Genomic DNA, 15,009 nt, shown 5'->3' on the forward strand with positions numbered 1-15,009 from the left:
GAGTCGGGAGGAAGAAGGGCGCGCGTCAGGCGGCGGCCGGCACGGTCGCCGCGGCCTGCGTGCGTTCGGCCAGGCGGTGCTGCCAGCGGCGCACGTGCGGCAGGTCGTCGTCGAGCCAGTACGCGTCGTCTTCCGTGATCACGAGCAGCTCCTCGAACTTCGCGCCGACACCGGCGAAGCCCAGGTGCGGCTCGACGGCCCACAGGCCCGGGACGGGCGCATGCTCGGAGCGGCGGTCGATCGACCACAGCGGCGACCAGCCCTGCTGCTTCGCCGCGCGGCCCTGGTCGAGCAGCAGGTTGCGCGTCGCGTTCAGCCCGAAGCGCGCGACGAAGCGCGGCTTCGACAGCGTGTGGATCTTCGCGACGCGATGCGCGAGCACCTTGAACGGATAGGCCTTGTGGCGCGGCTCGACGCCCTGGCGGCGGCACAGCGCGTCGACTTCCTGCGCGACCTCGGCCATCGGGCGGCGCGCCTTCACGAGCCGCACGATCAGGTCGCGATGGTCCATCAGGTCGTCCTGCAGTTGTTCGAGGATCGGGTTGTGGCCGAGGCAGTGCGCGTAGCCGACATCCGCGACGATGCCGTCGAGCACGGGCGCGACGTCGAGGATCACCGGCATGTCGGTTTCGAGCTGGCGATTGCCCGGGAAGAACGCGAGATTGAAGCCGCCCATGTGCCTGAGGCCCGAGAAGCCGGCGAACGCGGTGCGGTCGCCGAACCAGGCGAACGGCTTGTGCAGCCAGTCGCGCACGCCGTTGTCCTGCAGCCATTCGGTCAGCAGGCGCGCGGCTTCCTTCTCGGTGATGCCCGGGTAGAGCATCGCGCCGACGGTTTCGACACAGCGGTAAGCCAGCTGCTGGACCGCGCGGAACTGCGGCAATTCGTCGAGGTGGACTTCCGGCAGCGAATGGCGGTCGGCCATGATGCGTCTCCATGTGTTGGCCCGCGCCTGCGCGTCGGCGCGGCTCGGGTCCGGTTCAAGGCGGGGTGCCGATCCGGAATGCATCCGCGCCGTTGTGTCGCGAATTATTCAGTCAGCATTTAATGTGCCATTGATCAATGTAATTATCATAGCCGGTTCACCGTGGCGCGCCAGCCCCCGAAGGTGAGGATTTCTCCTAATGGAAGGGGGAAATGGAGGGGACGCTCTAGGTTTCCGTCGCTCGGGGAGGGGGTGTGGCGCCGCATGCGCGTGCGGGCCGGCGGGATCGGCCGGAGGACGGCGCGGGCGGCTCCGGCGCCGGGCCGGCAGGTCGCGCCGGATCAACTTCGCGTCGTATCGCGGTGGGACGCTGTCAAATTGCCGAAATAATTTCGTCACATCATTCGCCCCCTGTTCCAGGCCGCCCGGCCGGGCGGTGCCGGTGCATCGCGCGCGGGGCGGCCCCGAAGCCGATTCGACATTTCACGGAGAGAGACCATGCAACGCCGCCAGTTCATGAACACCCTTGCCGCGGCGACCGCCGCGACGTCGCTGATGCTCAACGCCGGCACGGCCGACGCGGCAAGCGCATCCGCGCCGGACGCGCTGGACCCGGGCCGCTGGTCGCCGTTCAACGCCGCGCGTCTGCAGGCGGTGCTCGACGCGCATGGCGTCGCGAGCGCTCGCTACGACGGCAAGCGCCGCCCGTACGCGGTGTTCGACTGGGACAACACGTGCATCATGAACGACTGCGAAGAGGCGTTGCTGATGTACCAGATCAATCATCTGCAGTACCGGCTGACCCCGGACGAATTCGTCGGCGTGATGTGGAAGGACGTGCCGAAGGGCGCGTTCATGAAGGATTACACGACCGTGGACGGCAAGCCGGTGACGATGGAGGATCTCGCCGCCGACGTCGAATCCGACTACCGCTGGATTTACGCGAACTACAAGGGCTTCGGCGGCGACAAGAGTCTCGACGAGATTCGCGAGACCGACCAGTTCAAGGATTTCCGCGCGAAGCTGTACTTCATGTACGACGCGATCTGCGACACGCATCCGCTCGAAATCGGCTACAAGTGGATCCTCTACTTCTACAAGAACATGACGACCGCCGAGTTGCAGGCGATGGCGGAAGCGTCGAACAACTACGGGATCGGCGACGCGCTGCGCAAGGTCCGCTACGAGAGCCCGAAGGCGCTGCCGGGCAAGGCCGGCGTGGTGGCCGACACGCATTTTCACGGCATCCGCATTCACGAGGAAATCCGCGCGGTGATGCATACGCTGCGCGCGAACGGCATCGACGTGTACGTGAGCACGGCGTCGCTCGACGACGTCGTGCGCGTATTCGCCGGCAATCCCAACTACGGCTACGGCGTGCCGCCGGAAAACGTGATCGGCCTGCGTCTCGACATGCAGGACGACAAGTACACGAGCACCTATCCGGCCGGCTGGCATTTCAACTGGGGGCCCGGCAAGACCGTGGGCATCCGCAACGTCCTCGCGTCGAAGAAGGGCTACGGCCCGCTGCTGGTGTTCGGCGACAGCGACGGCGACGCGTGGATGCTGCGCGACTTCAAGGACACCGCGGCCGGCGTGATCGTCAACCGGATGAAGACGGGCGAGATCGGCGCGGACAGCAAGCTCGCGGCCGGGCAGATCGGCAACCCGGACGCGCGTTTCCTGCTGCAGGGGCGCGACGAGCACACGGGCCTGATGATTCCGGACGAGAAGTCGATCAAGTACGGCAAGACCGAGCGCAAGCTGCTGGCCTGACGCCCGACGGGCGTTGAAGCGCACGGGCCGGGCCCCGCGCGCTTCACCCCTCCCGCTTCCCGCTCCACCGCTCCAGCAACACCCCCAGCAGGTCGATCGGCAGCGGAAACACGATCGTCGAATTCTTGTCCGCCGCGATCGTCGTCAGCGTCTGCAGGTAGCGCAGCTGCATCGCCTGCGGCTGCTGCGCGAGCCGCTGCGCGGCCTGCAGCAGCTTTTCCGACGCCTGCAGCTCGCCCTCCGCGTGAATCACCTTCGCGCGCCGCTCGCGTTCGGCCTCGGCCTGCCGCGCGATCGCGCGGATCATCGTTTCGTTGAGGTCGACGTGCTTGATTTCCACCGTCGACACCTTGATCCCCCATGCATCGGTCTGCGCGTCGAGCGTCTTCTGGATGTCGGCGTTCAGCTGCTCGCGCTCGGCGAGCAGCGCGTCGAGTTCGTGCTTGCCGAGCACCGCGCGCAGCGTCGTCTGCGCGAGCTGGCTCGTCGCCTCGAAGAAGCGCGCGACCTGGATCACGGCTTTCTCCGGATCGACCACGCGGAAATACACGACCGCATTCACCTTCACCGACACGTTGTCGCGCGTGATCACGTCCTGCGCGGGCACGTCGAACACGACGGTGCGCAGGTCGATCCGCACGACCTGCTGGACGATCGGGATGATCAGCACGAGCCCCGGCCCCTTCACCTTCCAGAACCGGCCGAGCATGAACACCACGCCGCGCTCGTATTCGCGGAAGATGCGGATCGACGACGCGACGAGCACCGCGACGAAGACGATCAGGACGCTGCTGAAGCCGAACGTGTAGCCGATCATGACGGCTCTCCTTGATGTTGTTCTTGCGCGGCCACGTCATAGAGCGGGGCGACGGTGAGCAGCAGCCCCTGGCGGCCGGTGACGCGCACGCGGCAGCCCGCGGCGAGCGGTGCATTGCTGGCGACGCGCCAGCGCTCGCCGCGCACGCGCGCCCAGCCGGCGGCGGACGGCGCGGCGCCGCCCGCGCCGTGCGGCTGGTCGGCCAGCAGGCCGTCGTCGAGCACTTCGCCGATGCTGCCGACCATCGCCTCCGCGCCCGTCACGACCGGGCGGCGTCGCGCCCGCAACGCGACGCTCGACACGCCGGCGACGAGCAGCCCGCCGCCGAGCGCGAGGCTCGCGATCACGGGCCACGGAATCCCGTAGCCGGGCACGTCGGTGTCGATCAGCATCAGCGCGCCGATCGTGAACGACACGATGCCGCCGAAACCGAGCACGCCGAAGGTCGGCAGGAACGCCTCGGCCACCAGGCAGCCGAGGCCGAGCAGCACGAGGCCGAGCCCCGCATAGCTGACCGGCAGCAACTGCATCGCGAACAGCCCCACCAGCAGGCAGATCGTGCCGACGACGCCCGGCAGCACGAAGCCGGGGTTCGCGAATTCGAAGAAGAGGCCGTAGATGCCGATCGTCAGCAGGATCAGCGCGACGTTCGGATCGGCAATGATGGCCAGGAAGCGGCTGCGCCAGTCGGGCTCGACCACGACGAGCGGCGCATGCGCGGTCGCGAGCCGCACCGTGCCGGCGGCGGTCACGGCGGTGCGGCCGTCGAGCTGGCGCGCGAGGTCGTCGGGATCCTGCGCGATCAGGTCGATGACGTGCTGCGCGCGCGCCTCGTTCGCCGACAGGCTGACGGCTTCCCGCACCGCCCGCTCGGCCCACGCGGCATTGCGCCCGCGCAACTGCGCGAGGCCGCGGATGTACGCGGCGGCGTCCTGCGTCGCCTTGCGGATCTCGGTCGACTGGGTGTCGTTCGGCAGCGCGGCCGACGTGGCGGCCGCATCGGACCCGCCCGCCGCGCCCGGCGCCCGCGGAGCGGCCGGGTTCGCGCCCGGCGGCGCGGCGCCGCCGATGCCGAACTGCACGGGCGACGCCGCGCCGAGATTGGTGCCGGGCGCCATCGCCGCGAAGTGGCTCGCGTAGACGAGGTAGGTGCCCGCGCTCGCGGCCCGCGCGCCGCCGGGCGCGACGAACGCGGCGACCGGCACGGGCGAGCCGAGGATGGCCTTGATGATCTGCCGCATCGACGTATCGAGGCCGCCGGGCGTGTCGAGCTGCAGGATCGCGAGCGGCGCGTGACGGCGCGCGGCGCGGTCGAGCGAGCGGACGATGAAATCGGCGCTGGCCGGCCCGATCGCGCCGTTGACGGGGATCACGACCACCGGGCGATCGGCGGGCGCTTCGGCCGGCTGGGGCGCGGCGACCGCGGCGCATACGACAAGCAGCGCCGCGAACAGCGCGGCGCGCGCGACCCGCGCGGACAGCGGGTGACGAGGGTGGCCGCCGGGCGTGGCAGGCGCCGGCGGCGGCCCATGACGGTGAACGAGCATCGGGACGTCCGGGCGGCGCGCGGCCGCGCGCCGTCCGGCTTGCGGAAAGGGCGTGGGCCCGATGCTTAAAGATTAGGCGGTTTCGGCGGAAAGCGCGAAGCGCCGGCCGGGTCAGCCCGCGCCGCCGCCCCGCGCAAGCACTTCGTCGCGATAGTCGGCCGGGCTGCGCCCGCTCCATTTGCGAAACGCGCGGTAGAACGCGCTCGGCTCGGCGAAGCCGGCCGCCGCCGCGACGTCGGCGATCGTGCGCGCGGGGTCGGCCAGCGCCTCGAATGCGAGATCGCGCCGCAGCGTGTCCTTGATCGACTGGTACGCGTGGCCTTCCTGGTGCAGTTTGCGCCGCAGCGTGGCCTCGGCCACGTGCAGCCGCGCGGCCATCCCGCCCGCGCCCGGCCACGCGGCGGGCGGCATGCCGCGCAGCACCGCGCGCACGCGCTGCGCGAGCGCGTTCGGATTGCGGTACTTGACGATGAAACTGGCCGGCGCGTTGCGCAGGAACGTCTTCAGCGTCTTCGCGTTCTGCACGACCGGCAGCGTCGCGAATTCGGGATCGAAATCGACATACGAGTCGGGCTCGTTGAAACGCATGTCGTCGCAGAACATCGCCGGGTATTCGTGATCGGCCGGCGGCGTGTCGCAGCGGAAGCTCGCGTGCAGCAGCGGAATGCGCCGCCCGATCAGCCAGCAGGTGAGCCCGTAGACGATGATGAAATAGGTCGCGTACGTGAACATCGCGGGCGTTGCGCCGTTGTTGCGGTGCACGAAGCGCAGCCGCACGCGCTGCGGGGTCGCGTCGAGTTCCGCGTGCAGGTCGTCGAGCACGCAGTGCATGAAGTTCACCGCGCGCGCCATCGCGTGCAGGCCGTCGCGCGCGGACAGCGCGGCCTGGCTCATCGCGATGAAGCTGCCGCTGCGCATCGGGTGGCGATCCTGCCCGAAAAACTCGTCGTCGAGCGTGCGCGCGATTGCGTTCCACAATGCGCCGTATTGTTGCGCGGACACGCGTGCGCGCGGCTGCCCGAGCAGCGCGGGCGCGATGCCGGCCTGCGCGAGCAGCGGCTCGGCCTCGACGCCGCGCCGGGTGGCGAGCGCGACGCTGTAGGCGACCAGGCTGATCGCGACGGTTCCCTTGTCTTCCTGCTTCATCCGTGCCGCCGGTGTGGCAAAAACGCTCAGTGTAAATGAGCGACGCGAGCATCGAACAGTCGGGCGTGCTTGCCTACACTTGTTGCATCGAAACGCAAGGACGGTCGCGCCCGGCGGCCGCGGGAGACAGCAGCACCATGGACGAGCTTTACACCGAAGACCAGCGGATGATCCGCGATGCCGCGCGCGCGTTCGCCACCGAGATGCTGGCGCCGAACGCCGCGCAGTGGGACCACGACGCGCAGTTGCCCGACGCCATCGTCGCGCAGCTCGGCGAACTCGGCCTGCTCGGGATGATCGTGCCGCAGGAGCTGGGCGGCTCGTATACGGACTACGTGGCCTACGCGCTGGCGATGGAGGAAGTGGCCGCCGGCGACGCGGCGTGCGCGACGATGATGAGCGTGCACAACTCGGTCGGTTGCGGGCCGATCCTCGGCTTCGGCACGCCCGCGCAGAAGGATCGCTGGCTGGCCGACATGGCGTCCGGCCGCGTGATCGGCGCGTTCTGCCTGACCGAGCCGCACGCCGGCTCCGAGGCGAACAACCTGCGCACGCGTGCGGAGCTGCGCGACGGCAAATGGGTACTGAACGGCGCGAAGCAGTTCGTGACCAACGGCCAGCGCGCGGGCGTGGCGATCGTTTTTGCCATGACCGACCCGGAGGCCGGCAAGCGCGGCATCTCGGCGTTCCTGGTGCCGACCGATACGCCGGGCTTCATCGTCGGCAAGCCTGAAAAGAAGATGGGCATCCGCGCGTCGGATACGTGCCCGATCACGTTCGAGAACTGCGCGATTCCGGAAGAGAACCTGCTCGGCCAGCGCGGCGAGGGGCTGAAGATCGCGCTGTCGAATCTCGAGGGCGGACGCATCGGCATCGCCGCGCAGGCGCTCGGCATCGCGCGCGCCGCGTTCGACAAGGCGCGCCGCTATGCGGGCGAGCGCGTGCAGTTCGGCAAGCCGATCGCCGAGCATCAGGCGATCCAGCAGAAGCTCGCCGACATGGCCGTGCAGATCAACGCCGCGCGCCTGCTCGTGCATCACGCGGCGAAGCTGCGCACGGCCGGGCTGCCGTGCCTGTCGGAAGCGTCGCAGGCGAAGCTGTACGCGTCCGAGATGGCCGAACGCGTGTGCTCGGACGCGATCCAGATCCACGGCGGCTACGGTTATCTGGTCGATTACGAGGTCGAGCGTCACTACCGCGACGCGCGCATCACGCAGATCTACGAAGGCACGAGCGAAGTGCAGCGGATGGTGATCGCGCGACAGCTTTGAGTCGCGCCGGCCATCGCCGACGAAACATCATGCAGGACACGAGGAGGCCAGGGCGGTGAACGCGGCGCGCAATGACGCGACCGTGCGCCGCATCGGAGGGGATCGGGCATGCGCCGCGGCGCGTGCGCCGGTCGACCGCGAAGCACGGGGCCCGCGCAGGCGCGGAAGCGCCAACGTGGGCCGACCGCGCAGGGCATGGGGCCCACGTAAGCGCTGAAGCGCCAACGTGGGCCGACCGCGCAAGGCATGGGGCCCACGTAAGCGCTGAAGCGCTAACGTGGGCCGACAGGAGACGACACGATGACGGTACAGGCATTCCTGGACGCACGCGACTTTCTGCTGCGCCATCGCACGGACTACGACACCGCATACCGCGATTTCGCGTGGCCGGCGCTCGATGCGTTCAACTGGGCGCTCGACTACTTCGACCCGATGGCGCGCGGCAACGACCGGCCCGCGCTGTGGATCGTCGATGCGGCCACCGGCACGGGCGATCCGTATTCGTTCGCGCAGATGTCCGAACGTTCGTCGCGGATCGCGAACTGGCTGCGCTCGATCGGCGTCGTGCGCGGCGACCGGATCCTGTTGATGCTGCCGAACCGCGTCGAACTGTGGGACGCGATGCTCGCCGCGATGAAGCTCGGCGCGATCGTGCTGCCCGCCACCACGCAACTGTCGCCCGACGACGTGCGCGACCGCGTGCAGATCGGCGGCGCGAAATACGCGATCGTCGACGAGAACGAGACCGCGAAATTCGAACAGCCGGATCTCGGCCTCGCGCGGAAGATCGTCGCCGGCGCGCCGCGCGAAGGCTGGCTCGCGATGAACGACGGCTACGCGGCGAGCGACGCGTTCGAACCGGACGCCGTCACGCACGCGAACGATCCGATGCTGCTGTACTTCACGTCGGGCACGACGTCGAAGCCGAAGCTCGTCGAGCATACGCACCGCACCTACCCGGTCGGCCATCTGTCGACGATGTACTGGGTCGGCCTGCAGCCGGGCGACATTCACTGGAACATCAGCTCGCCGGGCTGGGCGAAGCACGCGTGGAGCTGCTTCTTCGCGCCGTGGAACGCGCAGGCCTGCGTGTTCGCATTCAACTACGCGCGCTTCGAGCCCAAGGTCGTGCTCGATGCGCTCGTCAAATACCAGGTGACGACGCTGTGCGCGCCGCCGACCGTGTGGCGCATGCTCGTGCAGCAGCCGCTCGCGTCGTTCGACGTGAAGCTGCGCGAGATCGTCGGCGCGGGCGAGCCGCTGAATCCCGAGATCATCGAGCGCGTGAAGAAGGCGTGGGGCATCGCGATCCGCGACGGCTACGGCCAGACCGAGACGACCTGCCTGATCGGCAACTCGCCGGGCCAGCCGGTCGTCGCGGGCTCGATGGGCCGGCCGCTGCCCGGCTACCGGATCGCGCTGCTCGACCCGGACGGCGCCCCCGTGACCGAAGGGGAGGTCGCGTTGCCCATCGGCGCCGACGCCGCGCGCCCGGTCGGGCTGATGAGCGGCTACGCGAACAACCCCGATGCGACGGCCCACGCGATGCGCGACGGCCACTACCGCACGTCCGATATCGCGATGCGCCGCGACGACGGCTATTACGTCTACATCGGTCGCGCGGACGACGTGTTCAAGTCGTCCGACTACCGGCTGAGCCCGTTCGAACTCGAGAGCGTGCTGATCGAGCATCCGGCGATCGCCGAGGCGGCCGTCGTGCCGAGCCCCGACCCCGTGAGGCTGTCGGTGCCGAAGACGTTCGTCATGCTGCGCCAGGGCTACGAGGAAAGCCCGGCGCTCGCGCTGGAGATCTTCCGTTTCTCGCGCGAGAAGCTCGCGCCGTACAAGCGCATCCGCCGCCTGCAGTTCGCGGAGTTGCCGAAGACGATCTCGGGAAAGATCCGCCGCGTCGAGCTGCGCCGTCGCGAGATCGAGCGCGGCGACGACCCGAGCGCGCGGATGCCCGGCGAATACTGGGAAGAAGATTTCGCCGCCGAATTGAAGTGATCGACCGCGGGCCGTGCGCGCCGCATTCCGCGGCCGCGGCCCGCAGCCGGATTGAACCGGCCGCGCGGCGACATGACGCTGCGCGGCCCTCTGCCAGGAGATGGGATCGATGAACGCGAATCCGACGCCCCGCACGGGGCAAGACGTGCCGACGGTCAAGCTGCTGATCGACGGCGCTTTTGTCGAGTCCGCCACGAACGAGTGGCGCGACATCGTCAACCCCGCGACGCAGCAGGTGCTCGCGCGCGTGCCGTTCGCGACCGTCGCGGAAGTCGACGCGGCCGTGCAGGCCGCACACGCCGCCTTCGCGACGTGGAAGAACACGCCGATCGGCGCGCGCATGCGCATCATGCTGAAGTTCCAGGATCTCGTCCGTACGAACCAGCAGCGCATCGCGAAGATGCTGACCGCCGAGCAGGGCAAGACGATTCCCGACGCCGAGGGCGACATCTTCCGCGGCCTGGAAGTCGTCGAGCACGCATGTTCGATCGGCACGTTGCAGCTCGGCGAGTTCGCGGAGAACGTCGCGGGCGGCGTCGATACCTACACGCTGCGCCAGCCGCTCGGCGTGTGCGCGGGCATCACGCCGTTCAACTTCCCCGCGATGATCCCGCTGTGGATGTTCCCGATGGCGATCGTGTGCGGCAACACCTTCGTGCTGAAGCCGTCGGAGCAGGACCCGCTGTCGACGATGGCGCTCGTCGAGCTCGCGATCGAGGCCGGCGTGCCGAAAGGCGTGCTGAACGTCGTGCACGGCGGCAAGGAGGTGGTCGACGCGATCTGCACGCATCCGCTCGTGAAGGCGATCTCGTTCGTCGGCTCGACCGCGGTCGGCACGCACGTGTACAACCTCGGCAGCGCGCACGGCAAGCGCGTGCAGTCGATGATGGGCGCGAAGAACCACGCGGTCGTGCTGCCCGACGCACACCGCGAGCAGGCGATCAACGCGCTCGTCGGCGCGGGCTTCGGCGCGGCCGGCCAGCGCTGCATGGCGACCTCGGTGGTCGTGCTGGTCGGCCGCGCGCGCGACTGGCTGCCGGACATCGTCGAGAAGGCGAAGGCGCTGAAGGTCAATGCGGGCGCGGAAGCCGGCACGGACGTCGGGCCGGTCGTGTCGAAGGCGGCGAAGGAACGCATCCTGTCGCTGATCGACGCGGGCGTGAAGGAAGGCGCGAAGCTCGAACTCGACGGCCGCGACGTGAAGGTGCCCGGCTACGAGCACGGCAACTTCGTCGGCCCGACGATCTTCTCGGGCGTGACGACCGGCATGTCGGTCTACACGCATGAAATCTTCGGGCCGGTGCTGGTCGTGATGGAAGCCGACACGCTCGACGACGCGATCGCGCTCGTCAACGCGAACCCGTTCGGCAACGGCGTGGGCCTGTTCACGCAGAGCGGCGCGGCCGCGCGCAAGTTCCAGAGCGAGATCGACATCGGCCAGGTCGGCATCAACATCCCGATCCCGGTGCCGGTGCCGTTCTTCAGCTTCACCGGCTCGCGCGGCTCGAAGCTCGGCGACCTGGGCCCGTACGGCAAGCAGGTCGTGCAGTTCTACACGCAAACCAAGACGGTCACCGCGCGCTGGTTCGACGACGACGCGACGGCGGGCCCGGTGAATACGACGATCCGGCTGCATTGAGCGGCGGAGGACACGAACATGAAAATCGGTTTTATCGGCCTCGGCCACATGGGTGCGCCGATGGCGCTGAACCTGCTCAAGGCCGGCCATGAGGTGCACGCGTTCGACCTGAGCGCGGACGCGCTGCGCGCGCTGCAGGACGCCGGCGGGCAGGTGGCCGCGTCGCCGCGCGATGCGGCGTCGGGCGCGACCTTCGTCATCACGATGCTGCCGGCCGCGCCGCACGTGCGGTCGGTGCTGTCGGGCGAAAACGGCGTGCTGGCCGGCCTCGGCGCCGGCGCGACCGTGATCGATTCGAGCACGATCGATCCGGCCAGCGCGCAGGCGTTCGGCGCGCTGGTGCGCGAGCATGGCGGCGCGTTCGTCGATGCGCCCGTGTCGGGCGGCACCGGCGGCGCGGCGGCCGGCACGCTGACCTTCATGGTCGGCGGCAGCGATGCGGATTTCGAGCGCGTGAAGCCGGTGCTGGCCGGCATGGGCAAGAACATCGTCCACTGCGGCGCGACGGGCATGGGGCAGGTCGCGAAAGTCTGCAACAACCTCGTGCTCGGCATCTCGATGGCGGCCGTATCGGAAGCGATGTCGCTCGGCGTCGCGCTCGGCATCGACCCGAAAGTGCTGGCCGGCATCGTCAACACGTCGACGGGCCGCTGCTGGAGTTCGGACACCTACAACCCGTATCCGGGCGTGATCGACACCGCGCCTTCGTCGCGCGGCTACTCGGGCGGCTTCGGCACCGACCTGATGCTGAAGGATCTCGGCCTCGCCAACGACGCGGCGAAGCAGGCGCGCCAGCCCGTCTATCTCGGCGCGCTCGCGCAGCAGCTGTATCAGACGGTGAGCAGCCGCGGCGACGGGCAGCTCGATTTCTCGGCGGTGATCCGCCTGTACCAACCGGCAACGAAGAAGGACGCGTAATGATCGAACTGGACTACGTCGACGACGGCGCGATCGCGTGCGCGACGCTCAAGCGTCCGCCCGCGAACGCCTTCACCGCCGACGGGCTGCAGCAACTGCAGGCAACCGTTGCCGAACTGAACGCGAATCCGCGCGTGCGCGCGCTGGTGATCACGGGCGACGGCCCGAAGTTCTTCAGCGCGGGCGCCGATCTCAACACGTTCGCCGACGGCGACCGCGCGGTCGCGCGCGCGATGGCGTCGCGCTTCGGCGCGGCGTTCGAGGCGCTGCACGATGCGCGTGTCGTGACGATCGCGGCGATCAACGGCTATGCGATGGGCGGCGGGCTCGAGTGCGCGCTGGCATGCGACCTGCGGATTGCCGAGACGCATGCGCAGATGGCGCTGCCCGAGCCGTCGGTCGGCCTGCTGCCGTGCGGGCTCGGTACGCAGACGCTGCCCTGGCTCGTCGGCGAAGGCTGGGCGAAGAAGATCATCCTGACCGGCGCGCGCGTCGACGCGGCCACCGCGCTGCGGATCGGCCTCGTCGAGGACGTCGTGGAATCGGGCGCGGCACGCGATGCGGCGCTGGCGCTTGCGCGCAACGTCGTGCGGCAGAGCCCGCATGCGGTCGCGTACAGCAAGGAGCTGATCGGCCTCGCGCGCCGCGGCGTGCCGCGCGGCGCGGCGCTGGCGGTCGAGCGCGAGCGCTTCGTCGACCTGTTCGACACGAACGATCCGCGCGAGGGCGTGGCCGCGTTTCTCGGCAAGCGCGCGCCGCAATGGCACACCGACGGGGAGCCGCAACGATGAGCACGCCGGTCTCGACTCCCGACGCCTTCGCACAGCCCGCGCCGGAGGTGCTGTTCCGCGTGGTGAACCGCGTGGCGCTGATCACGCTGAACCGGCCGGCCGCGCTCAACGCGCTGTCGTACGCGATGATCGGCGAGCTGGCCGCGCTCCTCGCGCGCTGCCGCGACGACGACCAGATCGTTGCGGTCGTGCTGCGCGGCGCGGGCGAGAAGGGCTTCTGCGCCGGCGGCGACGTGCGCGCGCTGCACCGGATGGTGGCGCAGCGCGAGACCTGGCTGCCGTTCTTCGTCGACGAATACCGGCTCGACTACGCGATCCACACGTTCCCGAAGCCGGTGGTCGCGCTGATGGACGGCGTGACGATGGGCGGCGGCATGGGCCTCGCCCAGGGCGCGGCGCTGCGCGTCGCGACGGAACGCAGCAAGATCGCGATGCCGGAGACGCGCATCGGCCTCGTGCCCGACGTCGGCGCGACGCATTTCCTGTCGCGCATGCCGGTGGAACTCGAACTGTACGTCGGGCTGACCGGCGCGCTGCTGTCGGGCGCCGACGCGCTGACCGCGAAGCTGGCGGACCTGTGCGTGCCGTCCGCGTGGCTCGACACGTTCGAGACGCGCATCGAGAGCGTCAAGTGGGACGGCGACGTGCTGCCGCTGCTGCGCAAGGTGTTCGAGCCGCCGTGCAACGTCGTGCCGCATGCGGCGCTCGACGGGCAGATGCCGTGGATCGTGCGTCACTTCGACAAGCGCTCGGGCGTCGAGCGGATCGTCGCGACGCTGACGCAGGACCTGGCGCGCGACGAACTGGCGCGCGAGCACCGTCAATGGCTGCAGGCGGCGCTCGATGCGCTCGCGAGCCACTCGCCGACGATGCTCGCCGTGACGCGCGAGGCGCTGCTGCGCGGCCGGCAGATGACGCTGGCCGAATCGTTTCGGATGGAACTCGGCATCGTCGCGCGAGCGATCGAGGAAGGCGACTTCTGCGAAGGCGTGCGCGCGCATCTCGTCGACAAGGATCGCAAGCCGCGCTGGGCGCCCGCGTCGCTCGTCGAGCTGCGCGCCGAACGCGTGCGGCATTTCCTCACGTCGCCGTGGAAGCTGTTCGCGCATCCGCTGGCCGATCTCGGCGCGGCGTGACGACCCGACGCGCCGCCCGGCGCGTCGGCTTCCATTCATCTCATCGCGTCCTGTCCCGGCGCGCGTCGTCCTGGCGTCCGATCATCGGCGGCACGGCCTGCGCGAGCGCGTCGATCACGCAGCGCGTTTTGCGCGGCAGGTAGCGCGTCTTCGGCCACAGCGCGTGGATGTCGCCTTCGCAGACGAAGCAGCGGTCGAGCACGACCGTCATCTCGCCGCGCTTCACGTAGTGATCGAGCAGCCAGCTCGGCAGCCACGCAATTCCGAATCCCGCCGCGCCGGCCGCCGCGATCGCCTGCACGTCGTCGAAACTCAGCTGGTGCGGCATGTCGATACGGACCGTCGAGCCGTCCGGCGCGCGCAGGTCCCACGGTTGAACCACGCCCGAACGTGAATACGCGATCGTCCGGTGGTGCTTCAGATCGTCGAGCGACGTCGGCATCCCGTGGCGCGCGAGATACGACGGCGCCGCGCCGAGGCTGCCGTATTGCCTGCCGAGCCGCCGCACCGCGAGGCTCGTGCTGTCCGCGAGCGTGCCGATCCGCACCGCGAGGTCGATGCCTTCCTCGACGAGATCGACGAAGCGGTCGCTGATCGATACGTCGATCCGCAAGTGCGGATAGGTGCGCGCGAGATCGAGCACGACCGGCGTCACGCAGTGGTGCCCGAACGCGAGCGGCACGCTCAGGCGCAGCTTGCCGCGCGGCTCGTTGCGGCCGCAGTCGAGGTCGGCCTCGGCCGCTTCCAGCTCCGCGAGCGCGCGCACGCAGCGGTCGTAGTACGCCTGGCCGTCGTCGGTCAGGCTCTGGCTGCGCGTCGTGCGCTGCAGCAGCCGCGCGCCGAGCCGCTTCTCGAGCCGCGCGACCGCCTTGCCGACGGCCGAGCGCGTCATGTCGAGCCGCTCCGCGGCCAGCGCGAAGCTGCCCGATTCCACTACCTGGACGAAGGTCGTCACGCCGTCGAGTCTGTCGGTCATGGCAGGGTGCGTCGATTGGGTCCTGTAATTCCCGAGTCTGGCGAAACGGGTGCGTCAATG

12 protein-coding genes are annotated in these 15,009 nt (G+C 69.5%); 7 read left to right on the forward strand and 5 right to left on the reverse strand.

Translation table 11 applies throughout. The annotated features are described in order from the left end of the window. Nucleotides 1–25 precede the first annotated feature (25 nt). Nucleotides 26–925: a M24 family metallopeptidase gene (locus GQ57_RS19270; RefSeq protein ID WP_031398754.1), complete on the reverse strand. Its 900-nt coding sequence runs from the start codon at nt 923–925 to the stop codon at nt 26–28. 498 nt (nt 926–1,423) lie between these two features. Here GQ57_RS19270 and GQ57_RS19275 point away from each other — a divergent pair, with 498 nt between their 5' ends. Continuing rightward, on the forward strand, nt 1,424–2,701 hold the full coding sequence (locus GQ57_RS19275) for an HAD family hydrolase (protein WP_034198738.1): 1,278 nt from the start codon (nt 1,424–1,426) through the stop codon (nt 2,699–2,701). A gap of 43 nt (nt 2,702–2,744) precedes the next feature. Here the strand turns inward: GQ57_RS19275 and GQ57_RS19280 are convergent, their stop codons facing one another. The 3 genes from GQ57_RS19280 to GQ57_RS19290 form a co-directional block, all read right to left on the reverse strand. After that, nucleotides 2,745–3,518, reverse strand: coding sequence for a slipin family protein (locus tag GQ57_RS19280; RefSeq protein WP_034198739.1), 774 nt, complete (start codon nt 3,516–3,518; stop codon nt 2,745–2,747). Beyond that, nucleotides 3,515–5,065 carry an NfeD family protein gene (locus tag GQ57_RS19285; RefSeq protein WP_034198740.1) on the reverse strand — a complete coding sequence of 517 codons (1,551 nt, stop codon included), beginning with the start codon at nt 5,063–5,065 and terminating at the stop codon, nt 3,515–3,517. Before GQ57_RS19285 ends, GQ57_RS19280 begins: the two co-directional genes overlap by 4 nt. Nucleotides 5,066–5,176: 111 nt before the next feature. Further along, entirely contained in the window at nt 5,177–6,211 is a 1,035-nt protein-coding gene (locus tag GQ57_RS19290) for an AraC family transcriptional regulator (protein ID WP_034198741.1), read from the reverse strand. 137 nt (nt 6,212–6,348) lie between these two features. Between GQ57_RS19290 and GQ57_RS19295 the strand changes: the two genes are divergently transcribed. From GQ57_RS19295 to GQ57_RS19320, 6 genes are all read left to right on the forward strand, one after another. Continuing rightward, a complete protein-coding gene (locus GQ57_RS19295; RefSeq protein ID WP_031398759.1) occupies nt 6,349–7,482 on the forward strand; it encodes an acyl-CoA dehydrogenase family protein in 1,134 nt (377 codons plus the stop codon). 300 nt (nt 7,483–7,782) lie between these two features. Next, a complete protein-coding gene (locus tag GQ57_RS19300) occupies nt 7,783–9,489 on the forward strand; it encodes an AMP-binding protein (protein WP_034198742.1) in 1,707 nt (568 codons plus the stop codon). A gap of 109 nt (nt 9,490–9,598) precedes the next feature. Further along, entirely contained in the window at nt 9,599–11,128 is a 1,530-nt protein-coding gene (locus GQ57_RS19305; RefSeq protein ID WP_031398761.1) for a CoA-acylating methylmalonate-semialdehyde dehydrogenase, read from the forward strand. 18 nt (nt 11,129–11,146) lie between these two features. Then, the gene (gene mmsB / locus GQ57_RS19310; RefSeq protein ID WP_031398762.1) at nt 11,147–12,046 is read left to right on the forward strand and encodes a 3-hydroxyisobutyrate dehydrogenase; all 900 of its coding nucleotides are present in this window, start codon (nt 11,147–11,149) and stop codon (nt 12,044–12,046) included. Beyond that, the gene (locus tag GQ57_RS19315; protein WP_031398763.1) at nt 12,046–12,837 is read left to right on the forward strand and encodes an enoyl-CoA hydratase; all 792 of its coding nucleotides are present in this window, start codon (nt 12,046–12,048) and stop codon (nt 12,835–12,837) included. The genes mmsB and GQ57_RS19315 overlap by 1 nt, the downstream gene beginning before the upstream one ends. Then, nucleotides 12,834–13,973, forward strand: coding sequence for an enoyl-CoA hydratase/isomerase family protein (locus tag GQ57_RS19320; RefSeq protein WP_034198743.1), 1,140 nt, complete (start codon nt 12,834–12,836; stop codon nt 13,971–13,973). The genes GQ57_RS19315 and GQ57_RS19320 overlap by 4 nt, the downstream gene beginning before the upstream one ends. A gap of 40 nt (nt 13,974–14,013) precedes the next feature. Here GQ57_RS19320 and GQ57_RS19325 read toward each other — a convergent pair whose 3' ends face one another. Continuing rightward, a complete protein-coding gene (locus GQ57_RS19325; protein ID WP_031398765.1) occupies nt 14,014–14,949 on the reverse strand; it encodes a LysR family transcriptional regulator in 936 nt (311 codons plus the stop codon). Nucleotides 14,950–15,009 lie beyond the last annotated feature (60 nt).

It is taken from the genome of Burkholderia sp. MSh2, from assembly GCF_000731655.1.
In the GTDB taxonomy this organism is placed as follows: domain Bacteria; phylum Pseudomonadota; class Gammaproteobacteria; order Burkholderiales; family Burkholderiaceae; genus Burkholderia; species Burkholderia paludis.

Excerpts from the sequence above, each read along its gene's own strand:
- GQ57_RS19270 (WP_031398754.1), bottom strand. The coding sequence starts at position 925 with ATGGCCGACCGCCATTCGCTGCCGGAAGTCCACCTCGACGAATTGCCG.
- GQ57_RS19275 (WP_034198738.1), top strand. The coding sequence starts at position 1,424 with ATGCAACGCCGCCAGTTCATGAACACCCTTGCCGCGGCGACCGCCGCG.
- GQ57_RS19280 (WP_034198739.1), bottom strand. The coding sequence starts at position 3,518 with ATGATCGGCTACACGTTCGGCTTCAGCAGCGTCCTGATCGTCTTCGTC.
- GQ57_RS19285 (WP_034198740.1), bottom strand. The coding sequence starts at position 5,065 with ATGCTCGTTCACCGTCATGGGCCGCCGCCGGCGCCTGCCACGCCCGGC.
- GQ57_RS19290 (WP_034198741.1), bottom strand. The coding sequence starts at position 6,211 with ATGAAGCAGGAAGACAAGGGAACCGTCGCGATCAGCCTGGTCGCCTAC.
- GQ57_RS19295 (WP_031398759.1), top strand. The coding sequence starts at position 6,349 with ATGGACGAGCTTTACACCGAAGACCAGCGGATGATCCGCGATGCCGCG.
- GQ57_RS19300 (WP_034198742.1), top strand. The coding sequence starts at position 7,783 with ATGACGGTACAGGCATTCCTGGACGCACGCGACTTTCTGCTGCGCCAT.
- GQ57_RS19305 (WP_031398761.1), top strand. The coding sequence starts at position 9,599 with ATGAACGCGAATCCGACGCCCCGCACGGGGCAAGACGTGCCGACGGTC.
- mmsB (WP_031398762.1), top strand. The coding sequence starts at position 11,147 with ATGAAAATCGGTTTTATCGGCCTCGGCCACATGGGTGCGCCGATGGCG.
- GQ57_RS19315 (WP_031398763.1), top strand. The coding sequence starts at position 12,046 with ATGATCGAACTGGACTACGTCGACGACGGCGCGATCGCGTGCGCGACG.
- GQ57_RS19320 (WP_034198743.1), top strand. The coding sequence starts at position 12,834 with ATGAGCACGCCGGTCTCGACTCCCGACGCCTTCGCACAGCCCGCGCCG.
- GQ57_RS19325 (WP_031398765.1), bottom strand. The coding sequence starts at position 14,949 with ATGACCGACAGACTCGACGGCGTGACGACCTTCGTCCAGGTAGTGGAA.